Source organism: Pseudomonadota bacterium (genome assembly GCA_039028935.1).
Taxonomy (GTDB): domain Bacteria; phylum Pseudomonadota; class Gammaproteobacteria; order Steroidobacterales; family SZUA-146; genus SZUA-146.
Genome location: JBCCHD010000002.1, coordinates 191,869 through 208,888, shown reverse-complemented (window position 1 = coordinate 208,888; position 17,020 = coordinate 191,869). Strand labels below are relative to the sequence as shown.

Genomic DNA, 17,020 nt, shown 5'->3' with positions numbered 1-17,020 from the left:
AAGACTGTCACCGCAGACGCCAAAGGGAAGATGGGGACGGTGAGAGTCCGACGGACGCAGAGCGACGGACGGCTAACGCCTACGCGTGTTGGTGTGACCGCCGAACCAATACCATGCGCCTAGACTCGATAGCATCAACCACAATGCAGCCGGAATCGGCACGGCGCGAACCAACAATGTGCGTCCGATACAGTCAGAACACACGCCAACTTCAAAGTCGCCGTACAGCGGCACTTCTGACAGATACTCAAGTGTTGACACCCTCGTTGTGCCAAATAGGGGAATATCAGACTCTTGTTCCGCGATTAAAATGAACGGTGTAAAGGCCCAGTTGCGCGTGTCCGAGCAAAGGTTGGCATCGGTGATTTGGCTGCCGCACGCCCATGGCTCGACATAGGCGTCATCAAAACCATTTGTACTGATGCCCAACGCACCAATCAGTATCATAAAGTCGGAAAACGCCAGCGGCACTATGGTTTCGTCGCCGTTGCCGGAGGGCGGCGAGAGCATCCCGTCTCGCGTGAGCAGGTAGCGCACCTCTGTATAGTTGGCAATCCGCCACCCGTCTTCCAATAAGACGTCAATGGCATCCGGCGTGCCGGCAGTCAAATCGGCATTGAGCCACTCAAGCTGCGTGTCGACATCGACAAGACCAGTACTGGTAAAACGAATGCCATAGTCCTCCAGCGTCAGCGCGAAACTCGCTGTCGCGATATTCAGGCCGAGTAGAGCAAGACCAATGCGACTTCCTATTCGCGTCATCATGACCATCTCCAGATTAGGGGTATTCCTGAGTAGGGCGCTCGGCTGTGCGCATTTGCGCGCCTCAGAGGCATCGCCCATCCATCGTCATCAGCTTACGTCTCATCCGCTTGGCACGCCATCACGCGCGATTCATCATCCAAAAAAATGGGGTTTCCGACTTCCTATCGCGTCAAACTTTACCCTCTCGCCGTCCGGTCTAAATGAGATTGATTATTATTTACATAGGTAATATGATCCGTCGACCGCGGTATTGTGCCGCGCACAAAACTCTCGCATCGGCGATTTTATAGGTTTCAGATCATGCGCAATATTCTGTTTTTACATATTATTCTAGGCTTTATCGCGATTTCACTGCCCGCTTCCGCCCAGGAGACAGCGAACGATGAAATCGACGAGATCATCGTCATTGGCAAACCGTCGAAATTCGGGGCAACCAAATCAGAAATCCCCATCATGGAAACACCCCGTTCGGTCAGTGTGATTACCGCCGATGAGTTTTTAAGCAAAGGCGCACTCACGCTCAGCGACACGCTCAACTATACCGCGGGCGTCACCAGCGACGCATTCGGTTACGCGACGCGCGGCGACTTCACGAGCATCCGTGGGCTTGATGCGCCTGAGTATCAGGACAACCTGCAGGTACTGTTCGGTTTCTACAATAACGCGCGCGCGGACGTCTACACGCTCGAGCAAATCGAAATATTGAAGGGCCCGGCATCGGTGTTGTATGGACAGGCCGCACCCGGAGGTATTGCCAGCACCGTGTCCAAAGTGGCGGGTCCCGAACATTTGGGCCGCGAACTTATCTTTACAGCGGGCAATCACAGTCGCTACCAGGCCTCGTTTGATGCCGGCTTTGATCTGACCGGCGACAGCCGTTGGACCGCCCGTCTGGTCGGCCTGTATCGAGACAGTGAAACGCAAGTCGATTTTGTTACCGATGACGCAATTGTGTTGGCACCGTCGATCACGTTTGCAAACGAGGATTCAACGTTTACCGCGTTGCTTAACTACACGGATCGGGAAAGCGACACGTCCGCGCAGTTTCTGCCGCTCACTGCCACCGCCTGTGGGACAGCTGACGTGACGGTTTCGGAAGCCAACGTCTGTGCCGGTACAACGGGACAGGAAGTCGATCATTCCGTTTATGTCGGTGATCCTGGTTTTAATCGCTACGATACCGAAGCGACCACGTTCAGTCTGTTTGGTACGCACGATTTTAGCGACACGCTGTCGTTTGCGGCCACCGCTCGCTATCGCGATAACGAAGCGCAGTACGACCAAACGTGGGTGTCGTTTCTCGGGGACGGTAATCCGCGCTTGCTTCCGGACGGCTCAGCGGTCGGTCGCTCTTGGTCCAGCGCACCAGCGAGCTCAACACAAATCGCCTTTGATGCACGTCTTCGCACCGTATTCGACACCGGTCCGATTACGCACGAACTGTTGATCGGTATGAACTATCAGGATGTTGAGACTAGCGAAAACTCGTCGTTTCTCTACGCTCGCGCAACGACGTTTAACATCTTCAACCCGGTTTACGACGGCAGCGAAATCCCAACCGCCGCGGAATTCGATGCACAGCGGTTTTTAGCCGAAGACAAAACCACCGCCAAGGATATTTACCTGACGGACCACATGACCATCGGCAATCTTGTGGCGAGCGCCGGTATCCGCTTTTCGTCGGTAAACTCCAAGGACAACCTGACCAATCAAGAAGATGACGAAACGCCGATCACGCTCGGCTTGCTATACAAAACCGACATCGGCCTGAATCCCTATGCCAGCTACTCGGAGTCATTCCGAGCTACGGTGGGCACCGACATTTTGACCGCACGCTCGCTTCTCCCTCGTCGCGGAGAGCAAACCGAATTCGGCGTTAAGTATCAGCCTCTCAACGGCGATAGCTACATTACGATCGCCTGGTTTGATTTGGAAGAAGACAACCTGGTTGAGTTTGTACCGGGCGGCCGCACACAACCTGGCCTCACTATCGAAACAGAAGGATTCGAAATCGAGGCGCTACTGAAGTGGCGCGATTGGTCGTTTGACTTCGACTATCGCGATCTCGACGCCAACGACGTTGATGAAATGGGCGTCGCCGTTGTGCGACCCAGCCTGCCCGAAACAGCCGCGTCACTCTGGACCACATGGACACCATCGAGCGGTGCACTGAACGGTCTGCGAATCGGCATTGGTGCACGGTATGCTAGCGAAAACGAAAGCAACGGTGTCGCCTTCCTCCCGGCCAACGGGTTTGCCCCCACACCCAATCGTGTGGTGACCGATGGCTACACGGTAATCGACGCACTGATTGGCTATCGCTTTGAACGTGTGGATGTTGCGCTGAATATTCGCAACGCGGCAGATAAAGAGTACTATGCGACGTGTTTGTCACGCGGTGATTGTTTTCCTGGGGAGCAGCGTACCGTCGTCGGCACAGTGGCATGGCGATTCTGATCGCCCCGTAGGGCAACGAGTAGACTGTCTTAAGGAACGGAAGCGATGGCGAGTGACCTGGTTATCCGATTGCTCGCCATCGCAATTACCCTCGCGGGTTTTGGCGTACTGTTGTACGCCTGGCAACGCGCGACCCGAAGCTGGCCGCTGCTGGGCCTTGCCTGGGGTTTACTCGTCACCGCCCTGATCCTATGGAGCGCCACGAGCGCCTCGGATAAGGGCGTTGCGCTTGGCCTGGTTGCGGGAGTGCTCATTGCACTCGCCGTGCTAACGGTCAGAACCCTTCGCGAAACGCCCCGAACCCTACGTCGAACAAGAGAGGCCCAAAATACGGCTCAAGCCGCTGTTGAGGAGCTGCAGCTCATTCGCCGCCTATGGCTCTTCATGCTCTATGGCCCGCTTGCCGGTTTGGCGTCGATGGCGTTGTGTTCCGCCGCCTTCGTACTTTTCCAAGAGGTCGGCTTGGAGCACACCGCAAACGTAACCATCGTATTCTTGTTGTTTCCCATCGCATGGTCCTGCATTGCCGTGGGCGTGGGCTACCCAATCGGACTGCTGCGCAAAACCACGTCCGTATTCGTTACCGGCCTGGTCTCACTTGCCTGCTTATGGGCCCTCGCCTAAATTAACGATCTATGGAACCGGCTTCAGCAACCAAAGAAAAAACCGGGCGTGTCGCCCAAGGACTGGAAGCACACACCGCCATCGCACTTGCGCTAGGCGCGCTGATTTATATCCTGGCAGTCACCGGCACGCTCTCGGTGTTCAACCGTGAACTGCAGCGTTGGGAGCAACCGCAGGCGCCGGAAATGACTCAGATTTCGCCCGCTGCGGCCGCGGCGGCTGCGCAGGCGGTGTTTGAAAGTGAAAATCCATCCACCACACACCTGTATATCAACTTTCCTCAACCGGATTTACCGCGAACGGTGATCACCACCGACACGCAGGCTTTCTTCGCCAATGCGGATGGCACGGCCGGCATCAAAGAACACTTTCCGTGGACGCAGTTTCTACTCGACCTACATTACTATCTACACCTACCGCAGATTCTCGGACTCACCGTTGTGGGTGCCCTCGGTGCGTTTTTGCTCGCCATGTCGCTGTCCGGATTTATTGCGCACCCGCGTATCTTTCGCGACGCGTTTACCTTGCGTCGGGGCGAAGGACTCTTACCGCTGGTTGATTTACACAACCGGCTAAGCGTTTGGACGTCGCCGTTTCACATTTCCAATGCGTTGACAGGTGCCCTGCTGGGTTTGGCCAGCCTATTAGCGTTTGCGATTGCCGCGCTTCGATTTGACGGCGATATTGGTGGCGTATTCGATCCGGTATTTGGCGGTGAGCCAGCGCCTATCGAGACCGCGGCACCCTTTGCAAATATCGAAACACCCATTCAATACATGACGGATGTGTATCCGCAATTACCTCCGACCTTTTTAATTCTCCACGATCCTGGCACAGCCGGACAAAGCACGTCGATCATCGCCAAGCATAGCGACCGACTGATATTCGGCGATTACTACCAGTTTGATTCCAGTGGTCAATACAAAGGCAATGTCGGCATGTCCGACGGCACGCTGGGCCAACAAATCATCGGGTCGGTGTACAACGTGCATTTTGGCAATTGGGGCGGACTTGCCGTCAAGTTAGCGTATTCTGTCTTCGGACTTATGCTGTGCATCATCGTAGCGAGCGGGCTGCGCATCTATTTTCTACGTCGACGACAGAAAAAGCGTGCCGCACCACGACTCGAATCGGCCTGGGAAGCGATTGTATGGGGCACACCGCTCATGCTTGGCCTCACCCTGCTGCTTGCCTTAGCCGCCAGTCTCGAAGGCCTCGCGCTGGTTCTGTTTTTTTGGTTGGGCTTAATCCTGTTAGTCGCGGTAGCCAGCGTTCGCTCATCCGCTCACACCATGCGGCGTTGGTTAAAATGGGCGACTGGCATCACATTGATCAGCACCGTTGTCACGCACAGTCTTCGGTACCGCGAGTTCGTACTTGCCGATCCGGTTCTGCCCGTCACGCTCGCAACACTCGGACTGGCCGGGTTGCTTATCGCTTGGGTAAGTCGGCGCGATCCGATGTCGCCTAACACCGCCACCACTCATTGATTAGTGCTGAGCCGCGGATGTTCCGCTTGGGTACGGTCGCGCCCAGCGCCGGACGCACACTGAACACGCGACTGGACGGCAGACCGTCGACATTCCGGTGTCTAATCGCACAACCCTCTTGCATGGTGCAGTGCCACTTGGCTGTGGAGGCAGATTGAGTACACTACGCCGTCCTCTGTAGAAGAAAGGCCACGCTATGGAATACTCCGCGATCATCACGCTCCTCATTGTCATTCAGCTTCTGATTTTCACCATGCTGGTTGGCAAGTCGCGACAACAGACCGGGGTCAAAGCGCCCGCGGTATCTGGCGATCCAGTATTCGAACGCTACTTTCGCGTGCATCAGAACTCGGTTGAAAACGCGGTTGTCGCGATCCCGGCTCTGTGGGTATTCAATCTGTATTGGGATCCGCGCATCGGCGCCGCGATTGGTCTTTTGTATATCATCGGCCGCTTCCTTTACCTGCGCGGCTATGTGTCCGACCCCAGTAAACGCGGCAAGGGGTTTGGCCTAGCGTTTTTGTGCCAGATTACATTGGTAATCGGCGGCCTGATCGGTGCCGTGATGGCCGTGATTCCCTAGCACGACGCGCGCACCACCGAAGGCGAATTTCATTTGCATCGTTGAATCGACCCGCGGCAACGTGTGAGGTGGCTGTGCACGATGGGGTTATGGTGATGGGCGCGAGGCATGTGCACGCATCGCTTGCGCCGGCTATGTCGGCGCTGACCGCCGCTGAAGAGTACGTCATCGAATGACAGACCTGACTCTCGTGTTTGAGTCAGGACAAGTCGGTCAAAGCGAGTCGATGATCAGTTTGGCGATAAACACAATGAGCACCGCGTTGAGCACCCATCGAATTGCACTGTCGCCTTTACTCACCGAGGTGTGCGCGCCTAGGTAGCCACCGATCGAGTTTCCCAGCGCCAACGTCAAACCGAGCGCCCAAACAATCGGCACGTTCAGTGCGTACACCAGCAGCGCCGCGAGGTTAAAGCTTCCGGCAACAAACACTTTGTGCATATTCACACGCACAAGATCAAGATTGAGCACATTGGCGAGCACGCCGATGAGTAAAAAACCCACACCGATTTGAATAAAGCCGCCGTAGAATCCAACCCCCACCATCAGTGCATGGGCAGCCAGAATACGACTCCGAGTGGGTGGATTGTCATTCCGAGTGTCGGGACGATCCTTCCGCCACATCATGATCATGACAAACACGAGCACAATGGCCAGCACCCGGTTAAACCACACGCCCTCAAGCCGCACACCCGCCATCGCACCGAGCACTGAACCCGGTACGGCGCACAGTGCGAGCGTTACACTCAGTTTGAAATCTGAAAAACCCTTGCGGAAAAACGTCGCGACCGCGGTGACATTCTGAGCGACAATCGCAATGCGATTTGTGCCGTTCGCGATCGGACCCGGCAAGCCGAGAAACACCATCACTGGCACCGTGAGCATTGAGCCACCCCCGGCCATGACGTTCATGAAACCCGCCGCAATGCCGCTTAGAAATAGCAGCAGATAATGCCACCAGAGTAGGTCCACTACTCAACGTCCGTGGTGAGCGCCGCATCAGCGACTATCGGGGCCGACCAAGCACCCTCTACGCACGAGGCGTTCACCAACCCGCTCGTGTGCTGACACACACGACGATAGGTCACAGGCTGTTGACGGTGCACGTCGATTGCCCGACGACCACCCAATCGGTCACGCGGTTGCGGCAGCCGGTGCCAGCGTGTAGCGCTTGAGTCGATCAGAAAACTCCTGCAGCGCCTGAATGCCGGTGTCCTCGGCCTGTTGGCACCACTCTTTGAGTTGCTGAAGGAGTTTGTCGTTGCTCACCGTCGCACCCGACCACAGCTCTCGCAGCCGTTCACGATACTCATGCACAGTTTTAAGCCGAGCGTTGTTCGCCAGCAGTGTTTCTAGCTTCGCGCGGTGAGTCGAGTCGAGTAGTTCTGGTCGACGCACCAGAACACGCCGCGCCTTACTCCACATGTCTTTCATGCGCTCTGCGCCAACACGTTTTTTCTCCGCCGCTAGCACCGGTAACGTGACCGACTTAGCGTACTCGCGAAGTACATGCATGCGGTTTTGCACGATGGCTCTGACCGTTTCGATGTCAACGATTTCCTTATCCTCAAGCACAGGTGTCGGTGCCACGCGCCGCACTTTCGCCAGTCCAAAGAATTTAAATATCGTCAAATACATCCAGCCGATATCAAACTCCCATTTCCGCACGGAAAATTTAGCGGAACTGGGGAACGCATGGTGATTGTTGTGTAACTCTTCGCCACCGAGGAAAAATGCCCAGGGTGTCAGGTTGGTCGCGGCGTCATCGCATTCGAAATTGCGATAGCCGGTGTGGTGGCCCAAGCCATTGATGATCCCCGCAGCAAAAAGCGGCATAGACATCATTTGGAACGCCCAGATGGAAATACCGACCACGCCAAAGAGCAATACATTAATAATGAACATGGCGAGAATGCCGGCGTTAGGGAAGCGCGTGTAGACGTTGCGCTCTAACCAATCATCGGGGCAGCCGCGACTGTATTTTTTAATGGTTTCGGGATCGTCTTTTTCGGCTTTGTAGAGCTCGGCTCCCTCGAGCAGGACTTTCTTCAAACCGCGCACCTGCGGACTGTGAGGATCATCCTCCGTTTCGCATTTTGCGTGGTGCTTGCGGTGAACGGCGACCCATTCGGCGGTGAGCATCGATGACGTCATCCAAATCCAGAGCCTGAAAAAATGTCGCAGCGCTGGATGCAGATCGACACTTCGATGAGCCTGATCGCGATGCAGATACAGCGTCACGCCCATGATGGTGATTTGCATCATCACCAGTGCCACCACAAAGTACACCCAGATTGAGGGGCGAAAGAAACCAAAAAGATAATCCATGAATGACTCCGATAGAGCGCGCTGCAAGAAAACGAACTATAGAGGAAGCACCTTGATCTGCCAACGCGAGAGGCTTCCAATTGTTCAATTCCACGTTAGACTCATGCGTTGCATTGCGCCGTGCGCGCGTCACAATTTTTCGTTGTCATGCCTGAATTACCAGAAGTCGAAACCACCACACGTGGAATTCGACCACATATCAAAGGGTTGACCATCACCAACGCGGTGGTACGCCAGCGTGCACTGCGCCATCCTGTGCCACGAAATCTGCGACAACTTGTTAAAAATCAGACGGTTGTTGATGTGACGCGGCGGGCAAAGTATGTGCTCATCGCGCTGACTAACGGTCACCTCATTATTCACCTCGGCATGACGGGTAATCTGCGGGTAATTAACCCTGCGCCAAACCCTGAGAAACACGATCACATCGATATCACCTTTGAAGATGGGCGAGTATTGCGATTCACGGACCCTCGCCGGTTTGGGTGTGTGCTGCACACCAAAGAAGACCCCGCGCAGCATGCATTGATTCAATCGCTCGGACCCGAACCCTTATCCACCGCTTTTACGCCCCACTATCTGCACGCCCGTTCACGCACACGATCGTTGGCAGTCAAGAACTTCATCATGGACGGCAAGATCGTTGTGGGGGTTGGCAATATCTACGCCAGTGAATCGTTATTTCGGGCGGGCATCTTGCCGCATCGACAGGCCGGTCGGGTATCACTTCAAAAATACCGCGCACTGCACGGCCACATTCAGGATGTGTTGCGAGAAGCGATTGACGCGGGCGGCACGACGCTTCGGGACTACACAAATGCAGAGGGCTTTCGCGGCTACTTCAGTCAAGAGCTGGATGTCTACGGTCAGGAAGGGAATCCCTGCACGCGCTGCGCCCGGCCGATCAAAATGAAGGTCATCGGCCAACGCTCGAGTTTTTATTGCACGGGCTGTCAACGCTAGATGCCGTAACGCCCGCGAATGCGGGCGTTACGGCGATCGACTCATTGTGTGAAGATTGAGCACCTGACAAATAGCCTCAGGCCGATTCAGTAAAGATGTCGCGATAGGCGACGTAGGTCGCTGCGGTAAACGTTGGCAAGAAGATCAACAAACCCAAGCCGATCGGCAGGATAGCGAGAAAGTACAACACGAGGCCAATTACACCGAACACGAGAAACGGCAGCATGTTTTTCAGGCAACCCGCAAAGCTGCGCTTCAAGGCATCCACTAAGCCAACGTCGTGAAGGGTGATCAACGCAGGGGCAAACCAGATCGCCATCGCAAGTGGTATTGATATCAACGAGCCGATCAGCGTTTTCAGCATAAAACCGGTCGGGTCGCCCAAAAGCGCGTTGGCGGCCGCCGTTTCCGACTCAGATCCCAATGGCGAAGTCATCATCGACACAAAGGTGGGTCCGAGCGTCACCCCCATGATGACGATGGTGGCGATCAGCACAACAACCGCGAGCAAGATCAGTTTGACAGGATTACTAAACGCCGCGAGCAGATACCTCACTTCAAACGGTTGACCCTGACTTTGCGCGTGACATCCAAGCATGATCCCACCAATCACCACATAGAAACTCAGCATATAGAGAATCGGGCCAATCAGCGGAATAAACATCAACAGCAAGATGCCCAAGCCGCCGAGGATAAGTCCAAGAATCCATCCAACCGGACTGCGCTTAAAAAAACCAAAACCCTCTGCGATCCAACCCCAACCTCTACCTGCAGGCAGCTTTCTGGGTTGATCGAGGAGCGTAACATCTCCACCGGATAAGGGCCTTTCAATATTGGCTGACGGAGCCTGGTATGGATTGTTGTTATCGTCCATTGTGTTTCCCCCATGTGATGACGCCTAGAGCTTACGCCAATGCGAAAGGGAATTCAGCGTATCGTCGACTCTACGGCACATCATGACCGGACATCGAATGACACGACCCAGAGGCGCTTAAACAAACGGAGTGTGAGGAATGGATTGCCATACCATCAGAACCGTTCTATGTCGGTCCATTCGGCCAAAGCAAATTGAGCGTCAAAAGAGCCTGGCGCTCAAGACGAGCCAGAAGAGTCTTTATTCGACGTCAACCGATGATACTTCGCCATCAACTGCTCGGGAGTCTCAACATGGAGGTCATCGAGCGGGATACAGTCTACCGGACACACCTGCTGACACTGCGGCTCATCAAAATGCCCCACACATTCGGTGCACAGAGACGGATCGATGTGATAGATCTCGGGACCCATGTAAATCGCTTCATTGGGACACTCCGGTTCACATACGTCGCAGTTGATGCACTCGTCGGTGATTTTAAGTGACATGAGCCCAATGCCTAGCCGTTGATCGGCCCGCAGACCGCGCCACGCTCGGTACCCGACAGCATCCGTACAACACCGGTCGCGCCGATACCCGCCGCTCGGGAACCTATGAATGCCATCCATTTTGCGAACATACCGCTAGCTCCCAGAGTACGTTCGTTTTTTCAGTTCATCATGCACGCGTGGATGCACGAACGGCGACACGTCACCGCCAAACGTGGCCACTTCCTTGACCATGGTCGAGGAGATATAAGTGAACTGCTCATCCGGTGTGAGAAACACGGTTTCCACTTCGGGCTCTATTTTGCGCGTCATGGTGGCCATCTGAAATTCAAATTCAAAATCCGACACCGCGCGCAGCCCACGCACCATCACGCCGATGTCGTTGTCGCGCGCGTACTGCACAGTAAGCCCCGTGTAGCCGATGACCGAGCAGTTGGAAATATCGCTCAACACCAGGCGCGCCAGTTCCACCCTCTCTTCCAGAGTAAATAGCGGTCGCTTTTTGGGGTTCGATGCAATCGCCACCACCACTTCATCAAAAATGCGGCAGGCGCGCCGCACCAGATCGTGGTGGCCGTTGGTAATGGGGTCGAACGTTCCCGGATACAGTGCTCGCATGCCGTGCTCTCGTTGTGTGTCGTCGTCAAAGCGCCGACGTCGGTTAGGGCGCTACCCGAATGAGCTGATAGCGCACATTGCCGGCGCGCTTATCGCGCACCACGTCCCAATTTTGCGGCAGCGGGTCCGGCTCGCGGCCGGCGCTCATCTCGCGATAGCACCAACCACCGGGCGTTATGCTGCGATGCAATTCCAGAAGTGTACACAATTTGCCGTGACTGTGAGCGTCGAACGGCGGATCGAGAAACACGAGGTCTACCGGCTGCTCCTGCGTGGGGATATACGCCTCAGCCAGCGCGCAGTGAACCACAATATCGCGCGTGTTCGGCTCCAATAAGGCAATATTTTGTTCAATGCTGCGCACAAGGCGGGCATCCCGCTCAATTAGCGTGACCTGTCCTGCCCCTCTCGACCACGCTTCTAGACCCAGCGCACCGGATCCAGCGAACAAATCGAGAACACGTAGCCCCTCGATGTGCGGCGCGAGCCAGTTAAACAGCGTCTCGCGAACCCGGCCAGGCGTTGGACGCGCGGTGGAACCCTCCGCAAAACGCAATTTTCGTCGTCGAAACCGACCACCGATAAGGCGAAACTCGTTGGCGGTTGAGGGTTTACGAGCGCCCATCGATTAGCTTCACCCCACCGCCAACGCGGCGCACCACGGCGCTCGACATCGTGTGCAACGTCGGTCGGTTGGTCAGCGCGATCAACCGCGCAATTGCATGGAAAATAGAGCACATAATCGCTAGCATAACCGCTTCGTCTTGCGTGCGCAGGCCTGAGCGACCCGACCAATATCGCTCTCGGGCTCTGCGCGCACCCGTCGCTTGCGGCTTACGCGATGATATCAAGCGAAAATGACGCCACTCACCCTCCGCTTCTGCGGGCACAACAGAAGGCCATCATGTCCGATTCCGACCTTCCACAACCTGACAACTCGGCAGCAGCCAAAAAAAGCGGGTTCTTTTCGCGCATGCGCGCACGTCTCAACAAAGGCGAATCGTGGCTGACGGCCGACCTCGGCGATTTGTTTGGCGGCGGCAAGATCGATGACGATCTGGTTGAGGAACTCGAAACTCGACTGCTGATGGCCGATGTGGGCGTCGATGCCACTGAACAGATCATGAGCGACATTCAAGGCCAGATTTCGCGCAACGAACTGAGTAATGGCAAGGCGCTGTATGCCGCGCTCAAGAAGGCCATGCTCGAGATTCTCGAGCCGTGCAACCAGCCGCTAAAGTTGCGCGGCGCCGAAGGACCGTTTGTGATTCTAATGGTGGGCGTCAACGGCGCGGGCAAGACCACCACCATTGGCAAACTGGCGCGGCGCTTTCGTGAAAATGGCGTGCCCGTCATGCTCGCGGCCGGCGATACCTTTCGCGCGGCGGCCGTTGAGCAACTGCAGACCTGGGGTGAACGCAATAATGTGCCGGTGATCGCACAGAGCACCGGCGCCGATCCGGCCGCCGTGGTGTTCGACGCCTTTCAGGCGGCCAAGTCGCGGGAAATGGAAGTCCTCATTGCCGACACCGCCGGCCGTTTGCATACTCAGGATGGCCTCATGGACGAGCTGAAAAAAATTAAGCGCGTGTTGGGCCGCATTGATGAAGACGCGCCACATGAAGTCATGCTCGTTATCGATGCGAGCAACGGGCAGAACGCGCTGGCGCAAGCGACTCAGTTTAATGAAGCGATTGGGCTAACCGGTATTACCATCACCAAACTGGATGGCACCGCCAAGGGCGGCATACTGATTAACGTCGCTAAGAAATTAGGCGTACCGATTCGGTATGTCGGCATCGGCGAACAAGCGGCCGACCTGGGACCATTCGACGCCGAGCAGTACGTCGATGCGTTGCTCAAGGGTCCGGAATAGCATCGCGCCGTGATTCGATTCGAGAACGTCACGAAACGCTACGCGGGCGGACACGACGCACTGTCCGGCGTCAGCTTTGCGCTTGAAGCCGGTGACATGGCGTTCCTGACCGGCCATTCCGGTGCAGGGAAAAGCACGCTATTGAAGCTCATTGCGCTCATCGAGCGCCCCACGCGCGGCCAAGTCTTTATTAACGGCGTTAACACCGCCAAGACCACCGCTCGTCGCATTCCGTTTTTCCGTCGCCAGGTCGGCGTCGTATTTCAAGATCACAAATTGCTTTACGATCGTGATGTGTTTGCGAACGTGGCGTTACCGCTGGTCGTGGCCGGCGTGCCCAAGAATCAAATCGAAAAGCGCGTGCGCGCCGCTCTCGATCAGGTCGGTTTATTGCACAAGGAACAATCGCTGCCCGAAGCGCTTTCCACGGGCGAGCAACAACGTGTAGGTATCGCTCGCGCGGTCGTGCGCAAGCCTGCTCTGCTGATTGCCGACGAACCGACCGGCAACCTCGACCCCGAACTGTCAATGGAAATCATGACGATATTCCAGCGCTTCAGCGAAGTTGGCGTGACCGTAATGGTGGCGAGTCACGATCATCATCTGATTCAGTCATTCCGACCGCGTCTGCTGACACTCGACAATGGCAGATTGGTCTCGCCCGATAACGAGAATGAGCCGGACAGCGCGTCCTCCGGCGGAGACCGTTACATTGTCTAGCCGACCTCGACAGGGCCCCGACGCCAAATCCGTGCGTCGCGCAACAGCCTCACGCCAAGGCGCCGTGCGCAAGCGATCAAGTCGCCAATCCACGTCGATGGGAGTGCTGGCTGGCGGCCACATTGAGGCGGCGACAAATGCGTTAAAACGACTCCTACGTCAGCCGTTTGCCACTTTACTCACGTTGGTGGTCATCGGCATTGCGATCGCACTGCCCGCCGGTCTGCATTTACTGGTTCAAAATGCCCGACTGATCAGTGGTGAGTGGGCCAGCGCCATCGATCTGTCGGTCTATGTTACACCTGGCACGAGCGACAACGATATCGATGAGCTGCGGCAGCGTATTGAGCAGTTTGAAGCGGTGGATGGCGTGGTCGTCATCTCGGCCGACGAAGCCATCGAAGATTTCAAAGCGTTGTCGGGCTTCGGCCGAGCGATTGAAACACTTGACGACAATCCTTTGCCTGCCTCACTCATTGTGCGACCGGCCGGAATCGACGATGACCCCGAAAAAATGACTGCGCTCGCCGCGCAGCTCGGCGAGCTGCCCAATGTTGATCTTGTGCAACTCGATACCGAGTGGGTCGCGCGGTTACAGAGCATTCTCGATGTGATTAAGCGCGCGGTATTTGTCGCCGCTTCACTGCTTGCTCTTGCTGTCTTAGTTATCGTCGGCAACACCATCCGCATGGAAGTGCAGCAACGACGCGATGAGATCGAGATCACCAAGTTGGTGGGCGGCACCAACAGTTTCATTCGCCGGCCGTTTGTTTACACCGGCTTGTGGTTCGGCCTGTTTGGGGGTGGCGTGGCGCTGGCGCTGATCACCCTCACCGTCACGGTCATGTCCGGGCCGGTTCAACGGGTGGCGGGTTTATACGGCAGCGACTACACGCTGCGTGGTCTCGAAAATGGCCAGTGGGCTTGGTTGCTCGGCGCAGCCGCACTACTGGGAATTGTGGGCGCCTTCATCGCCGCCTCGCGGCAAATCCGACGCATCGAACCGGGTTAGCGATGCGGCTTCACATCCGCTGAAACTCGCCGTTGAGAACGCGGGGTGAGCGGCCGCATCAGTTCTTTTCTCATCATATCAATCGCTTAGCCGGCCAACCGGCGCGCCGTGGAGACGGCCGGGTTGAAATTCACAATCCCGCCCCCACTTCGTGAGAACGCCTAAATCGACTGGGCCTGTTTCACCCTGAATTTACAAGCCTCTGATTAGAATAGGATTTTAATCTAGGACGAATGGGAACCCAGATCGCGTTTAGCACTCTATAGGCTGGAGTGCTAAAATAGGCGCCCAATGGAGACGAAAATGACCAACGCTGTCGTATTACAGTCTAACAATCAGGTACTTGCGGGTCCCGTAGGCAGTCTCGACGCCTACCTTCAGACCGTCACCCAGATCCCCATTCTGGAAAAAGAGACCGAGATTGAGCTGGCTACCCGCTACCGCGAGAATGACGACCTCGACGCGGCGCGCGAGCTGGTGTTCAGCCATTTGCGATTTGTCGTACACATTGCTCGAGGCTACTCAGGCTATGGTCTCAATCTGGCGGACATTGTTCAGGAAGGTAACGTGGGGTTGATGAAGGCCGTCAAGCGCTTTGATCCAAACGTCGGCGTCCGCTTGGTGTCATTTGCCGTACATTGGATTCGCTCCGAAATTCATGAATTTGTGCTGCGCAACTGGCGAGTGGTCAAAGTGGCCACAACCAAAGCACAACGCAAACTGTTCTTTAATCTTCGTAAAAAGAAGAAAAACCTCTCTTGGCTGTCGGTCGAAGACACCAAAGCGATTGCTAACGACCTGGGCGTTGACGTCAAGGACGTGATCGAAATGGAACGCCGTATGGCCAACGCCGACATGTCGTTCAATGCGGTACCGGCTGCTGGCGAGTCCGATGGCTACGGCCCTGAGACCTACCTGCCAGCACCCGACGCAGATCCACAAGTGGCGATCGAAGAAGCGGACGAGCAATCGCACCAGTCCGCCGAGCTCGGTCGGGCATTGAGTGAACTCGATGAGCGAACGCGTGACATTCTTGAGCGCCGATGGCTCACCGAGAAAAAAGAGACACTCACCGCGCTTGCCAACGAATATGGCGTCTCCGCCGAGCGGATTCGCCAAATTGAGAGCCGCGGCCTCAAGCTGCTCAAAGCCAGCATGATCTGAAACTCGCGCTAACCCCATCACAAAGCCCGCTGCGACCTCGCCGCGGGCTTTTTTTATGATTGTTTACACAGCGCCTTTCGACCTATCGTCAAAGGGCGCAAGCTCGACGTTCAAATTAACCACGCTCTTCGAGCGTCTGCTGATCATTTGACGTGTCCCTTACCCTACTCCTAGTATGATCCGCTCGCCGGTTGCGACGAGTAAACCGATTAATTCATCACCAAGGAGTGACATCATGACCATTGCACGCGTTACGGAAATTACCGCTTCCAGCACTAAGAGCTTTGAAGACGCGGTTCGACAAGGCATCAAACGCGCCGCCAAAACGCTCGATAACATCTCCGGCGCCTGGGTCGACAGTCAAAAGGTCGTCGTTAACGACGGCGAAGTCACTGAATACCGGGTCAACATGAAAATCACTTTCGTGCTTAAAGACTGAGCGCTGGTTACGCACTGTATAAACCCAGTGCTTGATACAAGCGCGGCACAAACGCGCTCGTCACAAATGAAAAAGCCCAGGTTCAACCTGGGCTTTTTGATTTTGCACAAACACTATTCATAGGTCTTTTGTCGATGGCTGATCCAACCGCCTCTTTTCCGACCGCGCGGATCGTGGTGCGTCCAGTGCACCACACCGCCGCGATCGTTCCACTCGTATTCCCCGCGAAACGCCACCCAATCGCCTTTGGCAAGCGGCACTTTTGGCGCCAGATCAATATTGTGTGCGATGAGCACCGTATGCCCCGTGCGCAGTTCCACCAAGAAACGCTGATGACGCGAACCGTCATTGTCATCCGGTAACACTCGCGCCACTTCGCCGCTGGCTTCGACCCACACATCCGATTGACCCGCCTTAAAACTCTCGATAATCAGATCAGTATCGTCCGCAGGTTGACCACCCACAGGGGGCGTTCCACCGGTCGATGAGTCGTTACCCAGCCCTAGATACTCGCTGCCGAGATAGAGCACAACAAGCAGCGCAAGCACACCAAGCTGTTTGAGAAGACCGGCGGGTTTTTTCATGGTGACTGTTTCATCGTTTCGACAACGCGATAATG

Annotated in this window: 18 protein-coding genes; 10 read left to right on the top strand and 8 right to left on the bottom strand. The window is 55.8% G+C overall.

Going from position 1 to position 17,020, the window contains the following annotated elements:
* Window positions 1-72: 72 nt before the first annotated feature.
* Window positions 73-765: a hypothetical protein gene (locus tag AAF465_02070; GenBank protein MEM7081511.1), complete on the bottom strand. Its 693-nt coding sequence runs from the start codon at window positions 763-765 to the stop codon at window positions 73-75.
* 300 nt (window positions 766-1,065) lie between these two features.
* Here AAF465_02070 and AAF465_02065 point away from each other — a divergent pair, with 300 nt between their 5' ends.
* The 4 genes from AAF465_02065 to AAF465_02050 all read left to right on the top strand — a co-directional run bounded on the left by AAF465_02065 (window position 1,066) and on the right by AAF465_02050 (window position 5,919).
* Window positions 1,066-3,222, top strand: a complete 2,157-nt coding sequence (locus AAF465_02065) for a TonB-dependent siderophore receptor (GenBank protein MEM7081510.1) — start codon at window positions 1,066-1,068, stop codon at window positions 3,220-3,222.
* A 45-nt stretch (window positions 3,223-3,267) separates the two neighbouring features.
* Window positions 3,268-3,846, top strand: coding sequence for a hypothetical protein (locus AAF465_02060; GenBank protein MEM7081509.1), 579 nt, complete (start codon window positions 3,268-3,270; stop codon window positions 3,844-3,846).
* Window positions 3,847-3,857: 11 nt separating this feature from the next.
* Window positions 3,858-5,336 (top strand): PepSY-associated TM helix domain-containing protein, encoded by a 1,479-nt coding sequence (locus tag AAF465_02055; GenBank protein MEM7081508.1) that lies wholly within the window; start codon window positions 3,858-3,860, stop codon window positions 5,334-5,336.
* Between the two features lie 196 nt (window positions 5,337-5,532).
* Window positions 5,533-5,919 carry an MAPEG family protein gene (locus AAF465_02050; GenBank protein MEM7081507.1) on the top strand — a complete coding sequence of 129 codons (387 nt, stop codon included), beginning with the start codon at window positions 5,533-5,535 and terminating at the stop codon, window positions 5,917-5,919.
* 213 nt (window positions 5,920-6,132) lie between these two features.
* On the opposite strand, the gene AAF465_02045 is transcribed toward AAF465_02050, so the two are convergent.
* Window positions 6,133-6,891 (bottom strand): sulfite exporter TauE/SafE family protein, encoded by a 759-nt coding sequence (locus tag AAF465_02045; protein ID MEM7081506.1) that lies wholly within the window; start codon window positions 6,889-6,891, stop codon window positions 6,133-6,135.
* Between the two features lie 162 nt (window positions 6,892-7,053).
* Complete coding sequence (locus AAF465_02040; protein MEM7081505.1) at window positions 7,054-8,247, bottom strand: fatty acid desaturase; 1,194 nt, start codon at window positions 8,245-8,247, stop codon at window positions 7,054-7,056.
* A 147-nt stretch (window positions 8,248-8,394) separates the two neighbouring features.
* Here AAF465_02040 and mutM point away from each other — a divergent pair, with 147 nt between their 5' ends.
* Window positions 8,395-9,210, top strand: coding sequence for a bifunctional DNA-formamidopyrimidine glycosylase/DNA-(apurinic or apyrimidinic site) lyase (mutM, locus tag AAF465_02035; GenBank protein ID MEM7081504.1), 816 nt, complete (start codon window positions 8,395-8,397; stop codon window positions 9,208-9,210).
* Between the two features lie 76 nt (window positions 9,211-9,286).
* On the opposite strand, the gene AAF465_02030 is transcribed toward mutM, so the two are convergent.
* From AAF465_02030 to rsmD, 4 genes are all read right to left on the bottom strand, one after another.
* A complete protein-coding gene (locus AAF465_02030; GenBank protein ID MEM7081503.1) occupies window positions 9,287-10,084 on the bottom strand; it encodes a BPSS1780 family membrane protein in 798 nt (265 codons plus the stop codon).
* Between the two features lie 218 nt (window positions 10,085-10,302).
* Window positions 10,303-10,572, bottom strand: a complete 270-nt coding sequence (locus AAF465_02025; protein ID MEM7081502.1) for a YfhL family 4Fe-4S dicluster ferredoxin — start codon at window positions 10,570-10,572, stop codon at window positions 10,303-10,305.
* Between the two features lie 135 nt (window positions 10,573-10,707).
* A complete protein-coding gene (gene coaD / locus AAF465_02020) occupies window positions 10,708-11,190 on the bottom strand; it encodes a pantetheine-phosphate adenylyltransferase (protein ID MEM7081501.1) in 483 nt (160 codons plus the stop codon).
* Window positions 11,191-11,233: 43 nt separating this feature from the next.
* A complete protein-coding gene (rsmD, locus tag AAF465_02015) occupies window positions 11,234-11,815 on the bottom strand; it encodes a 16S rRNA (guanine(966)-N(2))-methyltransferase RsmD (protein ID MEM7081500.1) in 582 nt (193 codons plus the stop codon).
* A gap of 279 nt (window positions 11,816-12,094) precedes the next feature.
* Here rsmD and ftsY point away from each other — a divergent pair, with 279 nt between their 5' ends.
* From ftsY to AAF465_01990, 5 genes are all read left to right on the top strand, one after another.
* On the top strand, window positions 12,095-13,066 hold the full coding sequence (gene ftsY, locus AAF465_02010; protein MEM7081499.1) for a signal recognition particle-docking protein FtsY: 972 nt from the start codon (window positions 12,095-12,097) through the stop codon (window positions 13,064-13,066).
* A gap of 9 nt (window positions 13,067-13,075) precedes the next feature.
* Entirely contained in the window at window positions 13,076-13,786 is a 711-nt protein-coding gene (ftsE, locus tag AAF465_02005) for a cell division ATP-binding protein FtsE (GenBank protein MEM7081498.1), read from the top strand.
* Complete coding sequence (gene ftsX, locus AAF465_02000) at window positions 13,779-14,798, top strand: permease-like cell division protein FtsX (GenBank protein MEM7081497.1); 1,020 nt, start codon at window positions 13,779-13,781, stop codon at window positions 14,796-14,798. The genes ftsE and ftsX overlap by 8 nt, the downstream gene beginning before the upstream one ends.
* 303 nt (window positions 14,799-15,101) lie before the next feature.
* Window positions 15,102-15,962 carry an RNA polymerase sigma factor RpoH gene (gene rpoH, locus AAF465_01995; GenBank protein ID MEM7081496.1) on the top strand — a complete coding sequence of 287 codons (861 nt, stop codon included), beginning with the start codon at window positions 15,102-15,104 and terminating at the stop codon, window positions 15,960-15,962.
* Between the two features lie 235 nt (window positions 15,963-16,197).
* The gene (locus tag AAF465_01990; protein ID MEM7081495.1) at window positions 16,198-16,401 is read left to right on the top strand and encodes a dodecin family protein; all 204 of its coding nucleotides are present in this window, start codon (window positions 16,198-16,200) and stop codon (window positions 16,399-16,401) included.
* 113 nt (window positions 16,402-16,514) lie between these two features.
* Here AAF465_01990 and AAF465_01985 read toward each other — a convergent pair whose 3' ends face one another.
* Entirely contained in the window at window positions 16,515-16,985 is a 471-nt protein-coding gene (locus AAF465_01985; protein ID MEM7081494.1) for a DUF3465 domain-containing protein, read from the bottom strand.
* Between the last annotated feature and the right edge of the window lie 35 nt (window positions 16,986-17,020).